This is a genomic window from Lentzea sp. DG1S-22 (assembly GCF_036321065.1).
GTDB lineage: Bacteria > Actinomycetota > Actinomycetes > Mycobacteriales > Pseudonocardiaceae > Lentzea > Lentzea jiangxiensis.
In genome coordinates this window covers 1,537,083-1,558,757 of sequence record NZ_CP143276.1, presented here as the reverse complement: position 1 = coordinate 1,558,757, position 21,675 = coordinate 1,537,083, and the positions used below count along the sequence as shown (strand labels likewise).

Below are 21,675 nucleotides of genomic sequence, written 5' to 3'. Positions count from 1 at the left end.
CGGCGACGAGGAGTGACAGCGTGGTCAGAACAGGCGCGGCCCGGTGGCCGGGCCTCAGGACAACCCCGCTTCCTGCAACAGCTTCACCGTCTCCTGCAGCGACGACAGCTTGGAGAGGTCGATGTCCGGCGCCTGGAGGTCCGTGATCGGCGGCAACCGGTGCTTGCCCGGCTTCACCGCCGGGTTGGCCGGGTACTCCGCGGTCTGGTCGGCGAAGTGCCGCTGCGCCTGCTCGGACAGCAGGAACCGCACGGCCTTCTGCGCCGCCTCGCTCTGGTTGGAGCCCTGGACGACCGCCACCCCCGCCACGTTGACCAGGGCGAGCGGGTCACCGCCTCCGACCCGGTGCAGCTTCGCCTTCATGGTGGCCTCGCCGCCCTTCTCCGTGGCGGAGGCGTACCAGTAGTAGTGGTTGATCAGTCCGAACGGGAGCTGACCTTCGTCGACGGCCTTGAGGATGCTGATGTTGTTGTCGAACCGCTTGGGTTCGTTGGCCGCGAACTTCTTCAGCCAGTCCCTGGCGAAGTCCTCGCCCTTGAGCACCCGCACGGAGGTCACGAACGCCTGCCACGACCCGTTGGTCGGCGCGTAACCGACCTTGCCCTTCCACTTCGGGTCGACGACGTCCTCGATCGCCTGCGGCAGCTCACTTTCGCCGACCACGCGGGGGTCGTAGGCGATCACGCGGGCACGGGCGCTCGTCGCGACCCACCGCTTGTCCTTCGCCCGGTAGCTCTCCGGCACCATGCCGAGCACGTCCGCCGGCAGCTCGGCCAGCCTGCCCTGCTCCCCCACGGCCCCGAGCGCGCCGGCGTCCTGGGAGAAGAAGACGTCCGCCTCGGTGCCCTGTCCTTCCTCCAGCAGCTGCGCGGCCATTTCACCACTGCCGCCGTAGCGGACTTCCACATCGATTCCGACGGCTTCTTCCAGCTGCTCCAGGAGGGCGCCGACCAATTGTTCGTTGCGACCCGAATAAATGATCAGGTCGTTCGCGGAACTGCAGGCGGTCACCGTCGACGCCAGCAGCGCCGCTACCAGTGTCACGGTCCGTGCTCGACGCCTCACCAGTGGTCCTCCTCGGCCAATCCCCAGTTCAACAGGGGCGCCGACAAGGTAAAGCTAACCTAAGACACCAATCAAGACACAGTTGCCGTTACGCCGTGCGACGATGGACACATCACCTGTTCAGCTCCCCTCTAGGCGCCGGCTCGCGCGTGCCCGAAAGTGGTTGCGAGATGGCGTCCGAGTGCGTGAGGAATTTTCGCAGCACTTCCAAACAATTGACACGCGCCGTCTCCCACCACCTGCGCGGCGCATCCTCGGCGAGCGCAATGGTGTTGTTCACCTCGACCGCGAGGGACCTCCGGGGAAAATCACCCACTGTGCACAAGGCACGCTGTATTCGCCCGCAACGCCTGACTCCGCGGATGAAGGTCTGGACGTGAGGCGTCAGCTCGGTTCCGGCACGGAGCCGCCGACGTGCCGGACGGGGATCAAGGTGTCCATGGCTGTCATGCGCAGCAGACGGCTGAGGCGGGCCGGGACGGCGGCCAGCGCCAGGCTGCCACCACTCGCGTGCGCCTGTTGCCACAGGGCGATGACGACGCTCAGACCCGAGGAGTCGCAGAAGTCCACTTCGGACATCTCCAGCAGCAGGTTCGGGAAACCCTCGGCGAGCAAAGACATTCCCTGTTCGCGCAGGCGGGGTGCCGTGACCGGGTCGAGCTCGCCGCTGATGACGATCAGGGCGTGGCCGGCACCGGTGTGCCGCACGTCGAGGTGGAAAGCCTTCGTCATGGACAGTCAGTGCTCTCGATCAACGTCTGCGGTCGATGTGCCGGCGCCGGGGACACCGAGGGCCAGCAGAGCGACGTCGTCATCGGTGCCGTTGGGCAGGCCGGCGAGAAAGGCGACCGTGTCGGCCACGACGGCAGCCGGGGCGGAGGGGCCGGTGCGCGCCACGAGCATGGCGGCGACCCCTTCGGTGTCGAGCAACTGGCCGTCGGCGTCCCGGGCCTCGGTCAGGCCGTCCGTGTAGAGCAGCAAGGTCTGACCGGGTTCGAGGTGAACGGTGGTCTCGGCGAAGCGGGCCTCGGGCAGCGCACCGACCAGCATCGCTCCGGGCAGCTCGACCGGCCGCACCCGGCTGTCCTCATCGCTCTCGTGCTCTGCGGAGAGGTGGAACGCCGGAGGGTGCCCGCCGCCGGCCAGCCGCACGGTCGCGCCGTGACGAGTCGGCGTGAGGGTGCCGTAGAGAACGGTGCAGAACCGGATGCCCACGCTCGGGTCGCGGAGCAGGGCGGTGTTGAGCGCGCCGAGAACCGCGATGGGGTCGTCGGGGTTGTGGTGAGCGGCGGCGCGGAGGGTGTAGCGGCTCAGCGAGGTCAACGCCGCGGCCTCGACACCTTTGCCGCACACGTCGCCCAGGAAGAAACCCCATGTGGTGTCCGTCAGCGGGAAGACGTCGTAGAAGTCGCCGCCGAGCTGATCGGGGGAAGCGGTGTGGTAGTGCCTGGCCAGCTCCAGGCCGGGCACTACCGGCAGCGACGGCGGCAGCAGGGTCTGCTGCAGCACCGCCAGCGTCGCCGCCAGCCGTTCCCGGTCGGCCTCGGCCTGCAGGCGGGCTCGCTCGGCCGCGGCGTAGGCCTGTTCGGCGTCTTGCCGGCGACGCAGGAGTTCCTCTTCGTAGGCGCGGCGGTCGGAGGCGTCGAACACCGTGGTGCGGATCAGCAGCTGCTCTCCCCCGGCACTGCGCTTGACCACCGACGAGACGAGCACCGGCAACCGCCGGCCACCGGATGCCTTCATCTCCAGGGCGATGCCGCGCAGCTCGCCCTGCATGCGCAGCAACGGCTCGAAGTGCGTCTCGTGGTACAGCTTGCCGCCGACGGTGAGCAGATCGGCGAACCGCTTCCGGCCGACCACGGCCTCACGGGTCAGCCCCAGCCAGTCCAGCAACGTGGCGTTGATCTTCGCGATGGTGCCGTCCATCATCGTGGACAGGTAGCCGCACGGCGCCGCGTCGTAGAGGTCCTCGGCGCTGTCCTCCAGCAGCGCCGTGAACGCCGCGTCCGTGCTGCCGGTGTGGCCTGGATCCGTGCCGCTCCCGGTGTGCGCGGGCTCCGGCGGGTCCTCGGCGGAGATCCCGTCCGCACGGCACATCACGGGTGGGTCCCGAGGAAGTCCAAGATCGCCTCCGCGGTGGCCTCGGGTGCGCTCAGCTGCGGGCAGTGCCCGGTGGCGTCGAGGGTGACCAGGCGGGAGGACGGGATCGCGGCGTGGACGAAGGCACCGACCTCGCGAGGCGCGATCACGTCCTTGGCGCACTCGAGCACCAGCGTGGGCACCGTGACGTCGGCCAGGTCGGCACGGCTGTCGGACAGGAAGGTGGTGCGGGCGAACACGCGGGCGATGTCGGGATCGGTGGCGCAGAAGCTGTTGGTGAGCTCCTGCCCGAGTTCCGGCCGCTCCGGGTTGCCCATGATCACCGGCGCCATCGCCGAGGACCAGCCCAGGTAGTTCGACTCCAGCGCGGCCAGCAGTTCATCGATGTCCTCGGCGGTGAACCCGCCGCGGTAGTCCGCGTCGTCGATGTAGCAGGGCGACGGCGCCACCATCACCAGCGAGCCGATCCGCTGCGGAGCCATCCGCGCGGCCAGCACCCCGATCATGGCGCTGACCGAGTGACCGACCAGCACCACCTGCTCGAGGTCCAGCTCCTCGCAGATGTCGACGATGTCCTGCGCGTATCCCTCAAGCCGTGAATACCGCTCTTCAGTCCACGAGGACAGGTCCGAGCCGCCCGATCCCACGTAGTCGAACAACACCACCCGGTGCCGCCGCGCCAACGCGGGAACGATCAACCGCCACATGTTCTGGTCGCAGCCGAAACCGTGCGCCAGGACCACGGTCTGCCCGCCGGCCGCGCCGGTGACCGTGACGTTGTTCCGGTGACGGATGTCCATGTGCTTCTCCCTCGGACCAGCCCAAGCTGATCACACTAGGCCTTGGCCGCACACGCGCGTCCACCGACCGTGCCGCCGCACGACGACGACAGCCCGTGTGACCTCCAGCAGAGCGATTCCGGCCCGGGACGGTCGGCTCAGCGGAGGACCGCCGCAGCATCCCGGCCCGGTGGTCGGCTGCTGAAAGCAAAAACAGCCGCTGGGAGTGCTCCGAGAATCGTTCAAAGAATCAGTTCCATGCCGTTTTACGGCCGTCACACCGGCTATCCGACAGGATTTTCGACACAGCAAACAAGCCGCCTGCCCCGCCCAGGGCGCAACGTCGCTACCGTCGCCAGGCAGCAGGACTTGCCTGCGGCGCATCGGTTGTGCACGTCCAGGCAGGGCACCTGTTCTCGCAGCTGAAACCACTCCATTGTGCGACACAGCGATTAAGCACGACGCAGAAAGTGGCGCTACGCTGCCAATGCCGATTACCAAAGATCGGCGCGTTTCTGCTAGGGACCACATCGCCCGGCCGGACCGGCCGAACAAGGGATCGAGGGCGGGAAAGTTGCGATCGAACCAAATTTCTCGCGAATTCGAACCTTCAGCAGGAACCGCGTTCTGGCCGTTCACCCGCCTCCGCCCGGCCGCCGGAGTCCCGCGCACTCGGGCGTTCCTGCTGGCCGTCGTGTGTTGCGCCTACGCGTTGGCGTTCGGATGGCCGATCTACCTCGCGGTCTCCCGCCTGGTGGAGCCCCGCTCAGGGCTTTCGGCGGACGGCTCCGATCTCTGGCGCGGCATCTTCTTCAACGGTGTGGCGATCGTCGCCGCCCTGGTCGTCCTCGTGACGTTCCGCAGGGCCGGTGCGCCGCTCACGGCGGGCCGGCTCACGTCCGCCGGTGTGCGCCCCGCCTTCTACGCCGCCGGCATCTGGGTGCTGTCCCAGATGCTGGCGACGCCGATCAGCGCTCTCCTCGACGCCGGCCCGGGCAGCCACGACTTCCCGGCGATCGCGGTGCAGGCGGACCGCGGACTGCAGCTGGCACACTGGATCACCTGGGCAGTCGCGGCCGGCGTCAGCGAAGAGATCATCGCCAACGCCGCCGTCATCCGGGCCTGCGAACTGTGGAACGTACCGACTTGGTTGATGTACGTGCTCGCCGTAGTCGCCCGCTTGTCGTTTCACGCGTATTACGGGCTCGCCGTGATCGAGAAGGTGCCCTGGGCGCTGCTGAGCGCCTGGGCCTACCGCCAGGGAAGGCTCTTGTGGCCCCTGATCACGATCCACGTCGTGCACGACATGTTGATCACGGTGCAGGCCTCGGCGGGCGTGCCGCAGCTGTCCACGGTGCTGGCCTTGGTCAACGTCGCGCTGGTGGTGTTCGTGATCGTCTGTTTCGTGACACGACGGCGCCGCACGCACCGGGCCGACGACAGCGGCTGATCGAATCCAACGGGACGGTGACCGGCCCCCGTCCGTCGGCGCGAGTCAGGGCCACCAGACGGCGGGACCTTCACCGCTTGACGGGCCACCGCCCATGCGCCCCTTCCACAGCGGGGTGCGGCCGGAACACGTTGCCCTGAGTGGCCGAGACCGTCTTCCCCGTCAGCGCCGCGAGGCGGAAGAGAGGTCCGACGAGCAGGTCGTACAGACGTGGCAGGAAGCGGAATCCCGCGATGATGAGGGGGTTCGCGGGACCGACAGGCACGGAGACGTTCCGCTGCGGACGGTCGGCCAGGCGGACGATCGCGGCCGCGACCCGTTCGGGGCTCAGGACCGGAACCGGTGGCCGCGCCGCGCGACCGGTGTAGTTGGCGGCTTGGTCGTAGATCGGCGTGTTGATGCTGCCGGGACTCACGATGCACACGTGCACCCCGGGCTCGTCGCGCGTCTCCTGTTGCAGAGTGCGCAGCAGGGCGCGCTGTCCCCACTTGGCGGTGGAGTAGGCGCCCATCTGCGGCACGGTGATCGAGCCGAGCAACGAGTTCACGCCGATGAACACGCCGCCGCGCTGGCGACGCAGAACCGGCAGGACCGCCTGTGCGAGGTGCAGCGTGCCGTGGACCGCGATGTCCACGACCGAGGTGAACACATCCGGGGGCATCCCTTCCGCGGTGCCGTACCCCATCACCGTCGCACTGTGCACGACGACGTCGATCCGCCCGTGACGATCGATCGTCTTCCCGACGATCCGGCCGGCGCCGCCGGGATCGAGGATGTCGTCGACGATGACGTCGACCGCGGCGTTTCCCACGGCCCGGCAGGCCTTCTCCGCGGCGTGGAGCGCCTCACCGCTGCGGGAGACCAGGACCACGGCATCGCCGCGGGAGGAGAACGCCACCGCGGTGGCCAACCCGATCCCGCTGCTCGCCCCCACGACGAGCACCACCCGGCCGGTCATGGGCTCAGCACGACCTTGATGCAGCCGTCGCTCTTGGCGCGGAACATGTCGTAACCCCGCGCGGCCTCGGCGAGCGGGAGGCGGTGCGTGGTCAGGTCCAGGGTGCCGAGCGGGTCGGCCGGGTCCAGCACCAGCGGCAGGATCTCGTCGGTCCACCGGCGCACGTGGGCCTGCCCCATCCGCAGCTGGATCCCGCGGTCGAACATCTCCATCATCGGCATCGGGTCCTGCTCGCCGCCGTACACGCCGGACACCGACACCGTGCCACCGCGTCGCACACCCTTCAGGGCGGCGTGCAGCGCGTCGAGGCGGTCCAGCGCGACCTTGTCGATCACCTTCTGGGCGATGCTGTCGGGAAGCAGCCCGGCGGCCTTCTGCGCCGCGGCGACCAGACCACCGCCGTGGGCCTCCATGCCGACGGCGTCGATGGTGGCGTCCGGCCCGCGTCCGTCCACCATGTCGATCAACGCGGCCGCCACCTCGTCGGAGCCGTCGAACTCGTCGAGGTTGACGGGTTCGGCCCCGTGGCGTTCGGCCAGCGCGAGGCGTTCGGGAACGCGGTCGACACCGATGACGCGCCCGGCGCCGAGCCGCCTGGCGATCCGGACAGCGAACTGCCCGACCGGGCCGAGCCCGAGCACCGCGACCGTGCCGCCGGGCGGAACGTCGGCGTAGCGGACCGCCTGCCACGCGGTCGGCAGGATGTCCGACAGGAACAGGAACTGCTCGTCGGGCGTGCCGTCCGGAACGACGATCGGCCCGAACTGGGCCTGCGGCACACGCAGGTACTCGGCCTGACCTCCGGGCACCGAGCCGTAGAGGGAGGTGTAGCCGAACAGGCTCGCACCCTTGCCCTCACCGCGCACCTGCGTCGTCTCGCACTGCGCGAACAGGTCGCGCTCACACATCCAGCAGTGACCGCAGGAGATGTTGAACGGCACCACGACCCGGTCGCCGACCTTGAGGTGACCGCTCGCACCGGAACCGACTTCCTCCACGACGCCCATCGCCTCGTGGCCGAGCACGTCGCCCGGCTTCAGGTAGGGCCCGAGCACCCCGTACAGGTGCAGGTCCGATCCGCAGATCGCGGTCGAGGTGACCCTGATGATCGCGTCGGTGGGCTCCTCGATGCGTGGATCCGGCACGTCCACGACCTCGACCTTCTCGTTGCCCTGCCACGTCAGCGCCTTCATGACCGCGACACCTCCCCCGCCGGCGCGGTGGGACTTGCGGGCGTGGCCAGGATGCGCGGCGCCGCGCACATGGCCGCCGTTGAGCAGGTGTTCCGAGGCATACGACTTCCCCTCATTGCTGCGTTCCGACAAGGCAGCAGTACCCTCAGAAATCGACTCAAAACCGTTTCACCCGAGAGCGGGCGGCGGCGAGGGGGTCCTGAGCGAGCCCGTTAGAGTGGCCCGCGTGGGCGTCTCCCTCTACTACACGGCTCGCCGCGCGACCCCGCTGACCGACGCCGAGTCCGCGGCGGTCAGCCAGGTCGTCAGCACCTTCAACGAGAACGCTCCGTTCTCCGCGGAAGAGGAAGGGCTGTACCTCTACGACCGGCTGGCGCCGGGAACGGTGCTCGACGGGTCGACCAAGCTGCCCGCCGCGGACGACCGGGCGATCCCGTCACTGGTGCACTGGCTGGCTGCGGTGACAGCGCTGCGCAACGTGGTGCCGGACGCGGACTGGACCTTCACCCTCGACGACTACGAGATCGAGTGGGACGGCCACACCGGCTACCACCTGCCCGGCCTCACCGACTGATCCGCGAGAGCCGGTTCACAACAGCAGGTGGACACCGCGCGGCGTCGGTCGCGCGCACGCTGAAACAGTACGTCCACCACAGCCGTGGTTCCGAAGAGCTCCCCGCCGAACTGCATCCGCAGGCCGCCACGAGCAAAGTGTTCATGTCGATCTCGCCGGCCACCGTGATCACCGGAACGAACTCCATGGTGGACGTGGGTCTGTGCGGTCACAGCGGCACCGGACAGCGCTGGACGGGCTGATTGTTCTGAGACGCAGCCCTAGATGGCGCGAGAGGACAGCCGCGCCTCGGCGGCCGCGACCTGGCCCAGGCGTGCGTCGAGCACCTCGGGTGAGAGCACATGCCGCACCACCATCGCCGCCGCGCCCAGCGCCCCCGCGCTCGTGCCGGCGCCGGAGGCGACAATGCGCAGGTTTTCGGTGGCCAGCGGCAGCGAGCGCCGGTAGATCGACTCACGCACACCCGCCAGCAGCATCTCACCCGCCTCCGCCAGCAGCCCTCCGACCACCACGAGCGAGGGGTTGAACATGCTCACACACCCGGCCAGCACCTCGCCGATGTCCCTGCCCGCCTGCCGCACGACCCGCCCGGCCTCGAGGTTGCCGGCGCGGACCAGCGCTACCACATCGGCCGTGGACCGCGCCGGATGCCCCAGCCCCCGCAGCCTCGCCGCCAACGCCGGGCCGGCGGCAACCGCCTCCAGGCACTCGGTGTTGCCACACCAGCACAACACCTCACCACCCCTGGGCACCCTGATGTGCCCCAGATCCCCCGCCGCACCCGCCGCCCCGCGGTGCAACACGCCATTGCTGATCAATCCGGCACCGATACCCGCGGCCGCCTTCACCACGATCATGTGCCGCACCTCCGGATGCGCCGCGGTGTGCTCGCCCAGCGCCATCAGGTTGACCTCGTTGTCCACCAGCACCGGCACACCGAACTCCGCCCCGACCACCGCGGGCAGGTCGAACCCGTCCCAGCCCGACGTGACCGGCGGGTTGTCCGGCCGACCCGTCGAATGCTCGACCGGCCCCGGCAACCCGATCCCCACCCCCACGAGCTCCGCACGGGGCACGGCCCTCAGCATCCCGCGCCAGGTCCTGACCAGCTGCGGCAGGACCGCCTCCGGGACGTCCGCCGCGTCGAGGTCGACCTGCTCGACCGCGAGCAACCGGCATCCCAGGTCGGACAGGGCCACGGTGGCGCGGGTGGCGCTCACCTCGGCGGCCAGCACGAGGTGGGCGGTGGGATTGAACCCGAACCGGTCGGCTGGGCGTCCGCCGGTGGATTCTCCGGTGCCGTTTCCCGTCACCAGCCCGGCGGCCACGAGCAGATCCAGCCTGGCTCGCACCGTGGAGCGGGCGAGACCGGTCGCGGCGACGATCTCCGCTCGGGTGCGGGGGCTGCCGTCCATCAGCATGCGCAGCACAGCGGCCGGCGATCCCGCCTTGACACCCACGATGCCCTCCTACGGCGAACTCGCTGCGAATCCGGCAGCGCTGTCTGGCTTTCGACGGTGGTTCGATCAAGCCTTGGGACAGTCCTCGGGCGCACGCCGGAACCACCGAGTCCAGCGGGGTTGAACGGGGCGTCCGGGCAGATGCCGGGCGGGCGACTCGAGGAGAGCCGCGTCCGCACCGCGCGAGCGGCGCCAGCCGGCGCGTGCACGGGGATGAAACCGGCGGTCGTGCGGAAGGAGCCGGAACACCAGGTGCACCACCACGCCGGCCGCCCGGTGCAGACGATCGTCGAAACCCGTCCAGCACACACCGAGCCGCTCCCGGATCACCGGGTCGTACAACCCCACTGTCAGCCATGTGAGCAGGCGTGCGGACAAGGCCCACAACGGCGACCAGAGTCCGTGCGGGACAGCGCAGAGGAACCGCGGTCTCGGCAGATCGGTCAGGTTCAGCACATCACGCGTGGCTTTGTTCTCCACCAACACTTCCGAGCACATGTGGTCCCAGTACGACTGGAACTCGTCCCAAGAACCAGGCACGGGCCGCATGCTCAGGCCGTACAGCCGATACCACTGGACGTGCTCGACGAACAACTGCTGCCGCTCGGCTTCTCCGATCCCACCCATGAACCTGTCGCCGAACCGGATGATCGTCATGAAGAACACGGCATGCGCCCAGTAGAAGACATCTGGCGCCAGGGCGTGGTACTCGTGGCCGGAGTCGTCGTTACCGCGGATGTCGGTGTGGTAGCCGCGCACCTTCAGCGCGGTCTGACGCGCGTGGGCACCGTCGTAGACCACGCCGAGGATCGGGTAGAAGGAGCGGAACACCCGCTGCCACCGCTCGCCGAAAAATTGCGAGTGCTGCTCGACGGCGGTCCCGAGCGTCGGATGCATGTTCTGCATGGAGCCTGTCCAGAGCACGACGAGCAGGTTGCGCCAGTCGCCGAAGTACCGCCATGTCAGCGAATCAGGCCCCAGCGGCCGAAAGGCGGCTTCGCCCGCCATCTCAGTGGTGCTCCCCGGACAGCAGCCCGGACAGACCGAGCCGGCCACGCCGCATCGTCAGGCCGTGGTTGTACGCAAAGGCGCGGCGACCGATCGGGGCGAGCACGCGCAGCAGCCTCTTCTCCGCCGTGCACTCCTGCGTGATGCGGACCTTGGTGAAGCCGTTGCCCTGGTCGGTCAGGGCGAAGTCGATCCAGCCCGCGATGTCACCGTCGATGGCAAGGCGGAAATGTCCTCGTGCCCTGTCGTTGGCCAGAAACCTGTTGGTGATCCGCAGCTTGTAGGGCAGGGAGGACTGGAGAACGATGGCCACGGTCGACTCGTCGAGCTGCCGCACCTCGCGGTAATCCGGCCACCAGCGCGGATAGTCTTCGAGCTCGGTCAGGGCGTCGAAGACGAGATCTCTCGCGCGGTCGATCTCCCAGGCGAGGTCGAATCGGTAGAAGTTCAGGTTCATCGGCACTCAACCTTGACCGGGGCGGAGACTCGTCCACCGCAGAACGAGCAGTACCGCCAACGTAACCCGCGCACGCCCGCCCTCAGCGTGCCCTGCGGGTCGATCGGTAAGCAGGTCCTGCACGAACGTGCACGTTTCGCGAACCTGATGATCACGCTGCGGCTCGGCGACGCCCGGCGCGGTCCGGCGACCTGCTGCCAACGGCTTGCGCTCCTCGGAGAGCACGAGCGGGGACGATGACGTCGAAAACCAGGGTGTGGTCGATCCAGAGGTCGCTCGGTGCGCGCTTGCTCGACAGGCTTTGCGAACTGCCGCCCGCCGTTCCGGCCGGCTTGACAGAGCACGTTCCTCACCGGCGAATTCCTCCTCGATCAAAACGCCACCAGAAGGAAGAGCGGGAAGAGCTGCAGGGAACACAACTCCACCTCAATCACACTCGCTTCATTCCATCCGAGCAGGCATTGCGACGGAGGTTCCCACATCCTCACTCCAGAGAAAAGACTCCATTCCAAATGGCGGGACAGGCTCACCCACACCTGCGCCAGACATCAGCCCGATCCACACTCATCATGCCGCTGAACTGCAAGTTCATCTCAGAACCCTTCGTTTGGCAGCACATCTCACGCCGCACTTGCGCTCACGGCGAGAATCAGCACATGATGATGCCAAGCTGCCCCTGACCGGTGATCACAGTGGACAGGGACGGACAATTTTGGCCATTGCGAGCGCACCGCCAACCCGCAACCAAAAGCTTTACGGCGAAGCACGATCGCTACGCCGCCCGACATCATCGACCCAACCTCGCGCGAATATTCGTGACCGAACGACGATATGAAGGCCTCCGAGGTGAGCGTTCCCACCCGACAAGGACCACGTATGGAAAAGTCATGCCCGGAATCTAAATTTCCCTTCTCCGCCGGTCCACTCTCCGATCTGGCCCCGCGCTATCGTGAGTTGCCCACGCATCCGTTCCCCCGCGTCGCCCTGCCCAGCGGGCACGAGGCGGTGCTGATCACGCGGCACGCCGATGTGGCTGCCGCGCTCACGGAGTCCCGGCTGACTCGAGAGCTGACCGCTCCCGGCTCGCCGAGGCTGTCCCCAGGGGAAAGCTTCCGGGACATCGAGGGCCTCATCCTCAACATGGACGGTGAGGGCCACCGCCGGATCCGCCGGGTGGTCGCATCCGCGTTCACGCCCGCACGAGTGCGGCACTGGCAGCCACTCGTGCGGCGGGTGGCGAGCACGCTCGTCGCCGAGATGACGGCGGGCGGGTCCCAGAACGCGGACCTGGTGGCCTCGTTCACCAACCCGCTGCCCGTGCTCGTCATCGGCGGGATGCTCGGTATTCCCGAACAGGACACAGCGCGGTTCCACGAGTGGAGTGACGCGTTCGCACTCGCGGACGGGCTGTCCCCCGCAGAACGCGAGGCGCAGATGGCCGAGTTCGGCGACTACCTCGTCGACCTGGTGGCGCGGCGACGTGCCCACCCATCGGACGGCCTCGTCGACGAGCTGATCGCGGCCAGGGACGGGAGCGACCGCTTGAGTGAGCCGGAGCTGGTCTCCCTGCTCATCGCACTGATCGTGGGTGGCACGCACACCAGTACCAACGCGCTCGGCCGAGCGATGCTGAACCTTCTGCGTGACGACGGGGCGTTGTGGCGGCAGCTCGTCGCCGATCCGTCGTTGATCCCCGCCGCTACGGAGGAACTGCTCCGTCACAGCGGTCTCGGTGACCTGAGACATCTGCGGGTGGCCACGGCGGACATCGACCTGCCGTCGGGACCTGTGTCCGCCGGTGAGGTGGTCGTGATCGCGTCAATGCCCGCGTTGCGCGACGGCAGCGTGTTCGACGACCCGGACGTGATCAAGCTGGACCGGGGATGCCCGGCGCACCTGTCCTTCGGCGGCGGCCAGCACTACTGCCTCGGCGCGCACCTGGCCCGGTCCGAGTTCCACATCGCGCTCGCCGAACTCGTCGAACGAATGCCCGCGCTGCGCCTGGCCGTCGACGAGAAGACGCTCCTGTTCAGCGAGGGATCCGAGTTCAGCGTCCTCAAGGCACTACCGGTCTCCTGGTCAGCCGCTTGATCCCAGCACACCCCTGAGGAAATTCCGATGCCACAAGACTTTACGCGTCCGCGCGCCCTCACCGTGATGACCGGCGCCTGGTCGGCCCAGGCCGTGTACGTGGCGGCGAAGCTCGGTATCGCCGACCTGCTCGCCGCGGGCCCCAGGCGAATCGAGGACCTGGCCGCCGAGACCGGTGTCAACGCGGCTTTTCTGCACCGGCTGCTCCGCGCACTCGCGAGCATCGGCTTCTTCCGGCTCCGGGAGGGCTGCACCGTCGAGCTGACCCCGGACGCGGAGCCTCTGGCCGAGGACCACCCGCACAGCGTGCGGAAGTTCGCCTTCATGGTGAACGAGGAGATCTACGAGGCCTTCGGCGGCCTGCTCGGTGCTGTCCGAGAAGGCCGACCGGCCTGGGACGAACGATTCGGCATGACGGTGTGGGACTACTACGACACCCATCCGGACGTCGCGGCGACCTTCCACCAGAGCATGAACAACTGGAGCGACTGGGACACCCCCGCGCTGGTCGAGACGTACGATTTCGACCGGTTCCACACGGTCGTCGACGTGGGCGGCGGAAACGGCGCGTTCCTGTCCGCCCTGCTGGCTCGTTACCCGCAACTGTCGGGGACCCTGCTGGACCGGCCTTCCGCCATCGCCGCAGCCCGGCGGGGAGAAGGCGGACCTTTGCCCCGCTGTCAGCTCGTCGAGGCGGACTTCCTGGTGGACGACCTGCCCGTCGGCGCTGAGCTCTACACCATCAAACACGTCGTGGACGGTTGGCCCGACGACGGCGCTGCGGAAATACTCGACCGGATCCGCAAGGCGATGGGCGAGCACGGCCGCGTTCTCGTCCTGGACTGCGTGATCGAGCCGGGCAACGAGCCGTCCTTCATCAAGTGGCTCGACCTGATGGTCATGACGAGCACTCATGGCGGCCGCATGCGAGAACTGGCCGAGTACCCCGGCGTGTTCGCCAAGGCCGGGCTCCGGCTGGGGCGGACCATGCGGATCAGCGACAGCCTCACCCTCATCGAGGGACTGGCGGCCTGAGCATGCGCGCCGTGGTGGATCCGGAGGAACTGGCCGGAGCGGCCGCTGGTCTGGACCCCCTCGGGTTCGACCGCCTTGTCCCGGTGCTGCACCGGCTGAACGCAGCACGCGACGCACCCGGCCTATCGGCTCTGCTTCGCGACCTGCTGCCCCCGGTGGCGGGTGTGACCGCCCGGTCCGAGGCGGAACGCCTGGCCATCATGCGAGACCTCGGTCTGCTGCTGGGGTCCCTGCGGGCATGTGACGCGGAGCCGGCCGAGGCGGTGCCAGGGCTGACAGAGGTGCTGCTGGCGCTGGGCGCGACCAGTGACATGGTGCCGAGGGACACGTTGCACCACTACGTCATGTGCAACCCGGTCGGCCCCAGGGAGCGGACCTACACCGGCGACGTGATGGAACGCATGCTGGTGTCGTCGGTGCGGTCTTCCCTGCCGAGGGTGACCTCGGCGGCCCGGATGTGCGGGGACCTGCTGACGCTGGATCCGATGACCCCTGACTTCGTTGTGGCCGCGAACGAGGTCGTGGTGCGGGTGCGCGCCGTGCACGACGCCATCGAAGCCACGGTGGCCACCGTCACCCCTGTCTACTTCGCGGGTACGTTGCGGCAGTACTTCGAGCCGATCCACGTCGCAGGTAAGCGCTATCTCGGCCCGGCCGCGGCGCACATGCCGCTGTACCTGGTGGACCTCGCGCTTTGGGCCGGTGACGACGACACGCTGGTGTACCGCGAGTTCTGGCGGGAATCGGCCGAGTACGGGCTGCCGGAGTGGCGCGCACTCGCCGAACAGTGGGCACACGGCCCATCAGTGACGACCCGTCTGGTGGAGGCCATGGGCCAACACCGCGAAGACCACAGCGCACTGGACCGTTTACGGGCGAGCGCGGAAGCCGTGGGCCGCGCTCAGCGCGGGCTGGTCGCGTTCCGCGGCAAACACCTGACGCTGGCGCGCGAGGCGTACGAGGAGGGAGTCGGCCGGTTTCCGACCGGTAGCGGCGGTGGCACCATCGACCTGCTGGCCACCGTCACGAACCTGAGCCGGGAAAACGCGGCGCTGGTCAACCAGGTGCTGCGCGCCGCGGGTGGACGGAGAGCGCACGCATGAGGATCCTCATCGCCGGCGCGGGAATCGGTGGCCTCACCACCGCGCTCAGCCTGCACGCCGCCGGGTTCACCGACATCCGGCTCGTCGAGGCCACCGGCACCAGCGCGCCCTCCGGGCTCGGCCTCAACGTCCTGCCCGACGCGGTCCGCGAGCTCAGCGAACTCGGCCTGCTCGAACGCCTCGCCGGAAAAGCGGTGCGTACCGCGGAATTGCGGCTGTTCAACCGGCATGGTCGTCTGATCTGGACGGAACCGAGAGGGGTGGCCGCAGGCTACCGCTGGCCGCAGTTGTCCGTCTCCCGGCGCCGGCTGTGGCAGGTGCTCACCGACGCGGTGCACAACCGCCTCGGCCCTGAGACCGTCGCGTTCGGCACCAGGGTGGTCGGATGTGTTCCCGAGCAGGGGGCACCTGCTGAGGTGACGCTCCAGGAGGGTCGTGAGCGGCGCACCGCGCTTGCCGACCTGGTGATCGGCGCGGACGGTGTCCACTCCGCGATTCGCGCCGCTCTGCACCCCGGTGAGGGACCACCTCCGGGCAATGGCGTCATGATGTGGCGCGGGACCACGTGGGCGCCACCGTTCCTGTCCGGGCGCACGATGGCCGTCGTGGGCGATGACGTCCGGCGGATCGTGCTCTACCCCATCGCCGAAGACCCCGTTCAGGACCGCGTGCTGGTGAACTGGGTCGCGGCCCACCCCTCGGCGAGCGCCGGACGAGCGGACTGGCACGAAAGGGCCCCCCTGGCGGCAGTGCTCTCCGAGTTCGACGACTGGGCGGTCGACTGGATCGACCTGGCCGCGATCTTCCGCAACGCACCGGCGATCTACCGCTACCCGATGGTGGACCGGGATCCGCTGCCCTGGTGGAGTGCGGGCAACGTGACCCTGCTCGGCGACGCCGCTCACGCCATGTACCCCATGGGGTCCAACGGTGCCACCCAGTCCATTCTCGATGCCCGTACTCTCGCGCAGGCACTGGCGATCACCGGCGATCCGGTGAAAGCACTCGCGGACTACGAGCGTCGCCGTCTGCCCGCCATGACCCGTCTGCAGGAGAGCAACCGGGGGTGGGGACCCGAGGCGATCATCACCATGGTGCACCAGCGCGCCCCCGACGGGTTCACGGACCTCGACGACGTGGTCAGCCCCGCCGAGCTGACGGAGGTCGCCACCCGGTATGCCTCCGTCTCCGGCGCCCAGGTTCACCAGGTGAACCACCGCCCCTCGCTGAGCACCGGAGACAGGACGGCCGCACCGTGACGACATCGACCACCTCCACCCCAGCCCCGATCGCGGTGATCGGCATGGCTTGCCGCTTCGCGGGCGCGAACAACCCGGAAGAACTGTGGGAGGTCGTGCGGCAGGGACGGGACACGACAACGGAGACGCCTCTCTCCCGCTACGACGTGGAGTCTCTGTACTCACCGGTTTCCCGCGCGGGCACCGTCTCCTCCCGCCGGGCGGGTTACCTCGACGACATCGCCGGGTTCGACGCCGCCTTCTTCGGCTATGCACCCGCCGAGGCGAAAACCCTCGATCCGCAGCACCGGCTCGCGCTCATGGTCGCCTGGGAAGCGTTGGAGGACGCGGGAATCCCAGCGCCGGACCTGGCGGGAAGCCGTACCGGCGTGTACTTCGGGGTGTCCTATGCGGACTACTTCGACCTGCTGACCCGGGGTGGGCTGAAGTCCGTCGACGTCCCCGCGCTGGGCAACCTGCGCAGCCTGCTGCCCGCCCGGCTGTCCTTCTTCCTGGACCTGCGCGGCCCCAGCCTGTGCGTGGACACCGCCTGCTCGTCCTCGTTGGTCGCTCTGCACCTGGCTCTCCAGAGTCTCCGCGCCGGCGAGTGCGAGACCGCCTTCGTCGGTGGTGTCAACCTCAAGCTGGTGCCCGACCGGGACGTGCTGTTCTCCCGCGCCAGGGTGCTGGCCCCGGATGGCCGCTGCAAGTTCGGGGATGCCTCCGCCGACGGCGCGGCGTTCTCGGAGGGAGCCGGTGTGCTCGTGCTGAAGGCTCTGGACCGGGCGCTGGCTGATGGCGACCGGGTACGCGCCGTCGTGCTCGGCAGCGCGGTGAACAACGACGGGGCCAGCAGCGGATCCTTGCTGACACCGTCGGTGGAGGCGCACGCGGAGATGCTCCGCTGGGCGTATGAAAACGCAGGTACGAAGCCGTCCGAAGTGGACTTCGTCGAAGCGCACGGCACGGGCACCCAGATGATCGACCCGGTCGAGCTGGCCGGACTCGCCCAGGTGCTGGGCCCGGGCCGGGAAGCGGACCGGCCGTGCTTCGTCGGCTCGGTCAAGTCCAACATCGGGCACGCGGAGAGCGCGGCGGGCGTGGCCGGGATCATCAAGGCGGTGCTGTGCCTCGAGCATCGGGAGGTCGTGCCCAGTCTGCACTTCAGCACGCCGAACCCGGCCGTTGACTGGAACTCCCTCCCCGTGGAGGTACCCACCGCCGTGCACCGGTTGCCCGACCTGGACAGGCCCGCGATCGCCGGGGTCAGCGGGCAGGGCATCTCCTCGGTCAACGCCCACGTCGTGCTGGCGGAGGCCGACCCACCGCCCCCTCGACGGTCGCCCGAGGCCTCGCGGGTGCACCTGCTGCCGATATCGGCTCGTGCGCCCGAAGCACTGCGGGCGCTCGCACTCGCCTTCCTCGACCACCTCGGTCCCGACGGCCCCGGACACCACCAGGAACTGCGGGACATCTGCTTCAGCGCCGCTCTGCGCCGGACGCACCACCCGCATCGCCTGGTGGTGGCAGGCCGAGACCACGCGGAACTGGCCGCGGAACTGCGGTCCTGGCTCGGCGGCACGGCTTCCGGCACCACGTCGTCCATGGCGCCTGCCGACTGCTACCTCGCCGGCGGCGACCCCGGCTGGGCGGACCTCGTCGACCGGAACGCGCGTTACGTGCCGCTCCCCCGATACCCCTGGCAGCGACATCACCACTGGCTGGAGCCCACCGAAGGAGACATGTGAGTGTTCCCCTGCTCGCCCTGCTGGCCGACGTGCTCGACGTCGAAGCGGGGCGGGTCACCGAAGACAGCGGAAGGGACGTGCTGCCGGAATGGACCAGCTTGGCACACATCCAAGTGATCAACGCGGTCGAGGAGGCCTACGGAGTGGTGCTCAGCACGCACGAAATCGACCAGGCCAGGAACGTGGCCGCGCTGCGCTCGTTCTTGACCAGCCGAGGAGTTCCGCTGTGAGTTCGGTGGTGGCCCGGTGGCGGGAGCTGCGAGCCGAGGCAGGTGGTGGCGGCGTTCGTGTCCGGTTGCTCGGCACGTTCACCCTGGACACGTTCGTGCCGCACGTCGGCACGGCACTGGCGGATCTGGGAATCCTGGCCGACGTCACCGTGGGGCCGTACAACCGGATCGTGCCGGAGTGCCTCGACCCCCACAGCGAGACCGCCCTGGCAGATCCCGACGTGCTGGTGGTGTGGCCCGGTTTGGAAAGTCTGTGGGGCGAACCGGCAGCCGTACCTGGCACCGAGGCCACACGTACCCGCCTTCTCCGTGCGGCTGACGACCTCGCCGATGCGGTGGCGCACAGGAGCGGGCGGCGGATCCTCGTGCTGCCCGCCATCCCGCCGGACCGGCCACTCGGTGCGGGTGATCCGGCAGCACCGCACGGAGTCGTGGCGCTGGCGAACGCGGCACGGCGGCGGCTGGCACAACGCGCAGCCGAGACGGGAATGATGGTGTGCGACGCCGAGGACGTCGTTCGCACCGTCGGCACCCGCGCCGCCTACGACCACCGCCTCGAGGCGCTGGCCGCGATTCCCTACACCAGCGCGCTGTTCAGCGAAGCTGGACGCTCGCTGGCCCGCGTGGTCCGCCTGGGTCTGCGATCGTCGGTGAAGGCGGTGGTCGTCGACGGCGACGGCACCCTGTGGAGCGGCGCGGTCGGTGAACTCGGCGCGACGGGTGTCGCGCCGGCGGACCATCTCGACTTCCAGCGGTACCTGCTCGGTTTGCGAGCAGGTGGAGTGCTGCTGGTGCTGTGCAGCAAGAACGTCGAGGAAGACGTCTGGGCGGTGCTCGACCGTCCCGACATGGTGCTGAAGCGGGAGCACCTGTCCGCGTGGCGGATCGGCTGGCGTGCCAAGCACGTGGCGGTGGAAGAAATCGCTGCGGAGCTGTCCATCGCGGTCGAGGATCTCGTCCTGATCGACGACAACCCGGCTGAGCTCGCCGAAGCCCAGGCCGCACTGCCCGCTCTGCGGACCGTGCGCTTTCCGGCGGACCCTCCGCGCTGGCGGGAGGCCGTCACCGATCCCGCCTTCGACCGGCTCCCGCCCACCCACGACGACCTCGTCCGCCCCCTCCGCCTCGAGCAGGACCGGCACCGCACGCTGGCGAGGCGTGGTCTCACGCGGGAAGAGTACTTGGGGCATCTGGAGATTTGGGCATCATGCTCCATTCCATCCACAGTGGACATACCTCGGCTCGCCCAGTTGGTGCTGCGCGTGAACCAGATGAACCTCAACGGCCGACGGCCGTCCCGCGACGAGCTCGCGCGGCTGTGTGCGAGCCAGGACCACGAGGTGCGCCTGATCGAGTCGGGCGACAGGTACGGCGACTACGGACTGGTCGGCCTGCTCGTGGTGAGCTTCACCGGGTGTGCCCGCCTGGAACTGTTCCTGCTGAGCTGCCGGGCGCTCGGCCGGGACGTGGAGCGGATGATGCTCGCGCAGGCCGATGCGCTCGCCCGCGCACGGGGTCACGGCACGCTGACCGCCACTGTCCAAGAGATGCCCCGCAACGAACCAGCCCGGCGTTTGTTCGGCGAACTGGGTTGCGCCGCACCCGGTCAAGAGGCGGTGCTCACCCCGGTGGCGTGCCCGTCGCACGTGCAGGTGCGGCAGCGGTGAGCGACGCGATCGTCCTCAACCCGGACCTGGTCGGCCTGTTCGCCCGGGCGAGCAGCGATCACAACCCGCTGCACACATCGGTGGAATACGCCAGGGCGACGGCCTTCGGCAGACCGGTCAGCCACGGCGCGCTCGCCGTGCTGGCTGTGCTCGGGCGTCTTCCGATGGCCGTTTCACCGAGCCGCGTTCATGCGGTGTTCCGCGACGCGGTGTATCCAGACGCACCCCACCACCTGACCGTGGCGGCGAACGAGGACGGTTATCGGGGTGATCTGTGGGCGCACGGCCAGCGGGTGCTCACCGCGTCGGTCCAGTCCGGCGTTGCCCCGCCCCCGGCCTCGAACTGGCCGTCACCTCCTGACGCACCGTCACCGATGCGCCAGGCGCCGCGTGCGCTCACCCTCGACGAAATCGAGGAAGGCATGGAGTTCAGCGGCTGGTACACGCCGGCCCACCTCGACGAACTGGCCTTCCGGCTCGGTCTGGATCGCGCCGTCTTGCCGGTGGCGACGGCCATGTGCTGGGCGAGCTACCTCGCCGGCATGGAGGTCCCGGGTCGTCAGGGCCTGCTGGCGTCGCTCACCGTGACCGCCCACGAGCACCGGCCCGTCCCGCGGTACCGCTACCTGTGCAAGGTGACGAGCGTCGACCGGAGGTTCGGCGCGGTGCGCGTCCAAGGCCGCCTGTGGGCGGATCAGCGGCCCGCCGCCGAAGTCCGGCTGGAAACGTTCTTCCGTCCATCCGCGCGGGTCGTCGGTCTGTCCGAGACACGGGCGGCGCTGCCCGCGGGTGGAGCGCTGCGGGGAAGGGTCGCCGTGGTGATCGGTGCGAGCCGCGGCCTGGGCGCCGCGACCACCCTCGCGTTGGCGGAACAGGGCTGCACCGTGGTCGGCGTGCACCACATGAGCACGGCGAGAGCCGCCGAACTCGGCCGCCACCGCCGGATCGAGATGCACCAGGGCGATGCTTCGGACAGCGGCTTTTGCCACACGCTCGCCAAACACGTGCGCGAGACGTATGGCCGAACCGACTTCCTTGTGTGCTCGGCGGGACCCGTCCTGCGCCCGACCCGGTTGACCGCGGAGACGACCGAGTTGATCACCGGGCATGTGACCGCGGCCATGCGCCTGGTCGCCATTCCCGTCGCCGCCTTCTCTCCGCTGCTCGACGCGAGCTCCGGCACCCTGCTGGTCGTGTCGTCCCAGGTCCTCGACAACCCAGGGCCGGAGTGGCCGCACCACGCCGCGGCCAAGGCCGCGCTGGAGCACCTCGTGCGTGCGCAGTGCCCCGCTCATCCGGACTGGCGAGTGCTGCTGGCCCGTCTCCCCTCGTTGGACACCGATCTCAGCACACCGCTGACCGTGCTCCAGCGCGAGCGCCGGGCCTCTCCTGCGGCAGCAGCCGCCACACTGGTCACCGCGCTCCACACCCCACGCGCGCCGGGGTGCGCGCTGTTGGAGTTCGACGAGTCCGGCGCGCTCCGCTGACATCGGTCGGCGAATGGCGTCCGGCTGTGTTC

The 21,675-nt window shown here is 69.0% G+C and carries 19 protein-coding genes and 1 pseudogene; 11 read left to right on the top strand and 9 right to left on the bottom strand.

Annotated features, from left to right (window positions below):
• Positions 1-54: 54 nt before the first annotated feature.
• The 4 genes from V1227_RS06665 to V1227_RS06650 form a co-directional block, all read right to left on the bottom strand.
• Positions 55-1,044: an iron ABC transporter substrate-binding protein gene (locus V1227_RS06665; RefSeq protein ID WP_329791602.1), complete on the bottom strand. Its 990-nt coding sequence runs from the start codon at positions 1,042-1,044 to the stop codon at positions 55-57.
• Between the two features lie 405 nt (positions 1,045-1,449).
• Entirely contained in the window at positions 1,450-1,797 is a 348-nt protein-coding gene (locus V1227_RS06660) for an STAS domain-containing protein (RefSeq protein ID WP_329791601.1), read from the bottom strand.
• A gap of 6 nt (positions 1,798-1,803) precedes the next feature.
• Complete coding sequence (locus V1227_RS06655) at positions 1,804-3,162, bottom strand: PP2C family protein-serine/threonine phosphatase (protein ID WP_329793966.1); 1,359 nt, start codon at positions 3,160-3,162, stop codon at positions 1,804-1,806.
• Positions 3,162-3,965 (bottom strand): alpha/beta fold hydrolase, encoded by an 804-nt coding sequence (locus tag V1227_RS06650; RefSeq protein ID WP_329791600.1) that lies wholly within the window; start codon positions 3,963-3,965, stop codon positions 3,162-3,164. Before V1227_RS06650 ends, V1227_RS06655 begins: the two co-directional genes overlap by 1 nt.
• A 466-nt stretch (positions 3,966-4,431) precedes the next feature.
• On the opposite strand from V1227_RS06650, the gene V1227_RS06645 reads away from it, so the two are divergent.
• Positions 4,432-5,394: a CPBP family glutamic-type intramembrane protease gene (locus V1227_RS06645; protein ID WP_329791599.1), complete on the top strand. Its 963-nt coding sequence runs from the start codon at positions 4,432-4,434 to the stop codon at positions 5,392-5,394.
• Between the two features lie 70 nt (positions 5,395-5,464).
• Here V1227_RS06645 and V1227_RS06640 read toward each other — a convergent pair whose 3' ends face one another.
• Entirely contained in the window at positions 5,465-6,352 is an 888-nt protein-coding gene (locus tag V1227_RS06640) for an SDR family NAD(P)-dependent oxidoreductase (protein ID WP_329791598.1), read from the bottom strand.
• Positions 6,349-7,545: a zinc-dependent alcohol dehydrogenase gene (locus tag V1227_RS06635; RefSeq protein ID WP_329791597.1), complete on the bottom strand. Its 1,197-nt coding sequence runs from the start codon at positions 7,543-7,545 to the stop codon at positions 6,349-6,351. The genes V1227_RS06640 and V1227_RS06635 overlap by 4 nt, the downstream gene beginning before the upstream one ends.
• Before the next feature lie 226 nt (positions 7,546-7,771).
• Between V1227_RS06635 and V1227_RS06630 the strand changes: the two genes are divergently transcribed.
• The gene (locus V1227_RS06630) at positions 7,772-8,119 is read left to right on the top strand and encodes a hypothetical protein (RefSeq protein WP_329791596.1); all 348 of its coding nucleotides are present in this window, start codon (positions 7,772-7,774) and stop codon (positions 8,117-8,119) included.
• A gap of 260 nt (positions 8,120-8,379) precedes the next feature.
• On the opposite strand, the gene V1227_RS06625 is transcribed toward V1227_RS06630, so the two are convergent.
• The 3 genes from V1227_RS06625 to V1227_RS06615 form a co-directional block, all read right to left on the bottom strand.
• Positions 8,380-9,579: an ROK family transcriptional regulator gene (locus V1227_RS06625; RefSeq protein WP_329791595.1), complete on the bottom strand. Its 1,200-nt coding sequence runs from the start codon at positions 9,577-9,579 to the stop codon at positions 8,380-8,382.
• Positions 9,580-9,645: 66 nt separating this feature from the next.
• Positions 9,646-10,587: an oxygenase MpaB family protein gene (locus V1227_RS06620; RefSeq protein WP_329791594.1), complete on the bottom strand. Its 942-nt coding sequence runs from the start codon at positions 10,585-10,587 to the stop codon at positions 9,646-9,648.
• A 1-nt stretch (position 10,588) separates the two neighbouring features.
• Complete coding sequence (locus tag V1227_RS06615; RefSeq protein WP_329791593.1) at positions 10,589-11,044, bottom strand: SRPBCC family protein; 456 nt, start codon at positions 11,042-11,044, stop codon at positions 10,589-10,591.
• Positions 11,045-11,998: 954 nt separating this feature from the next.
• Here V1227_RS06615 and V1227_RS06610 point away from each other — a divergent pair.
• The 9 genes and pseudogenes from V1227_RS06610 (at position 11,999) to V1227_RS06575 (ending at position 21,643) form a co-directional block, all read left to right on the top strand.
• Positions 11,999-13,135: a cytochrome P450 gene (locus V1227_RS06610; RefSeq protein WP_329791592.1), complete on the top strand. Its 1,137-nt coding sequence runs from the start codon at positions 11,999-12,001 to the stop codon at positions 13,133-13,135.
• A 27-nt stretch (positions 13,136-13,162) separates the two neighbouring features.
• Positions 13,163-13,366 (top strand): annotated as a pseudogene (locus tag V1227_RS40565) (methyltransferase family protein); the annotation flags it as partial.
• A 93-nt stretch (positions 13,367-13,459) separates the two neighbouring features.
• The gene (locus V1227_RS06605) at positions 13,460-14,170 is read left to right on the top strand and encodes a methyltransferase (protein ID WP_442916520.1); all 711 of its coding nucleotides are present in this window, start codon (positions 13,460-13,462) and stop codon (positions 14,168-14,170) included.
• Between the two features lie 11 nt (positions 14,171-14,181).
• Positions 14,182-15,273, top strand: coding sequence for a monodechloroaminopyrrolnitrin synthase PrnB family protein (locus tag V1227_RS06600; protein ID WP_329791590.1), 1,092 nt, complete (start codon positions 14,182-14,184; stop codon positions 15,271-15,273).
• Positions 15,270-16,532 (top strand): FAD-dependent monooxygenase, encoded by a 1,263-nt coding sequence (locus V1227_RS06595; RefSeq protein ID WP_329791589.1) that lies wholly within the window; start codon positions 15,270-15,272, stop codon positions 16,530-16,532. The genes V1227_RS06600 and V1227_RS06595 overlap by 4 nt, the downstream gene beginning before the upstream one ends.
• The gene (locus V1227_RS06590) at positions 16,529-18,259 is read left to right on the top strand and encodes a type I polyketide synthase (RefSeq protein WP_329791588.1); all 1,731 of its coding nucleotides are present in this window, start codon (positions 16,529-16,531) and stop codon (positions 18,257-18,259) included. The genes V1227_RS06595 and V1227_RS06590 overlap by 4 nt, the downstream gene beginning before the upstream one ends.
• The gene (locus tag V1227_RS06585) at positions 18,256-18,489 is read left to right on the top strand and encodes an acyl carrier protein (protein WP_329791586.1); all 234 of its coding nucleotides are present in this window, start codon (positions 18,256-18,258) and stop codon (positions 18,487-18,489) included. The genes V1227_RS06590 and V1227_RS06585 overlap by 4 nt, the downstream gene beginning before the upstream one ends.
• A complete protein-coding gene (locus V1227_RS06580) occupies positions 18,486-20,156 on the top strand; it encodes an HAD-IIIC family phosphatase (RefSeq protein WP_329791585.1) in 1,671 nt (556 codons plus the stop codon). The genes V1227_RS06585 and V1227_RS06580 overlap by 4 nt, the downstream gene beginning before the upstream one ends.
• Positions 20,153-21,643 carry an SDR family NAD(P)-dependent oxidoreductase gene (locus V1227_RS06575; protein ID WP_329791583.1) on the top strand — a complete coding sequence of 497 codons (1,491 nt, stop codon included), beginning with the start codon at positions 20,153-20,155 and terminating at the stop codon, positions 21,641-21,643. Before V1227_RS06580 ends, V1227_RS06575 begins: the two co-directional genes overlap by 4 nt.
• Positions 21,644-21,675: the final 32 nt, after the last annotated feature.

Coding starts and splice junctions, on each gene's coding strand:
- V1227_RS06660 (WP_329791601.1), bottom strand. CDS start 1,797: ATGACGAAGGCTTTCCACCTCGACGTGCGGCACACCGGTGCCGGCCAC.
- V1227_RS06655 (WP_329793966.1), bottom strand. CDS start 3,162: ATGTGCCGTGCGGACGGGATCTCCGCCGAGGACCCGCCGGAGCCCGCG.
- V1227_RS06650 (WP_329791600.1), bottom strand. CDS start 3,965: ATGGACATCCGTCACCGGAACAACGTCACGGTCACCGGCGCGGCCGGC.
- V1227_RS06645 (WP_329791599.1), top strand. CDS start 4,432: ATGCCGATTACCAAAGATCGGCGCGTTTCTGCTAGGGACCACATCGCC.
- V1227_RS06640 (WP_329791598.1), bottom strand. CDS start 6,352: ATGACCGGCCGGGTGGTGCTCGTCGTGGGGGCGAGCAGCGGGATCGGG.
- V1227_RS06635 (WP_329791597.1), bottom strand. CDS start 7,545: ATGAAGGCGCTGACGTGGCAGGGCAACGAGAAGGTCGAGGTCGTGGAC.
- V1227_RS06620 (WP_329791594.1), bottom strand. CDS start 10,587: ATGGCGGGCGAAGCCGCCTTTCGGCCGCTGGGGCCTGATTCGCTGACA.
- V1227_RS06615 (WP_329791593.1), bottom strand. CDS start 11,044: ATGAACCTGAACTTCTACCGATTCGACCTCGCCTGGGAGATCGACCGC.
- V1227_RS06605 (WP_442916520.1), top strand. CDS start 13,460: ATGGTGAACGAGGAGATCTACGAGGCCTTCGGCGGCCTGCTCGGTGCT.
- V1227_RS06595 (WP_329791589.1), top strand. CDS start 15,270: ATGAGGATCCTCATCGCCGGCGCGGGAATCGGTGGCCTCACCACCGCG.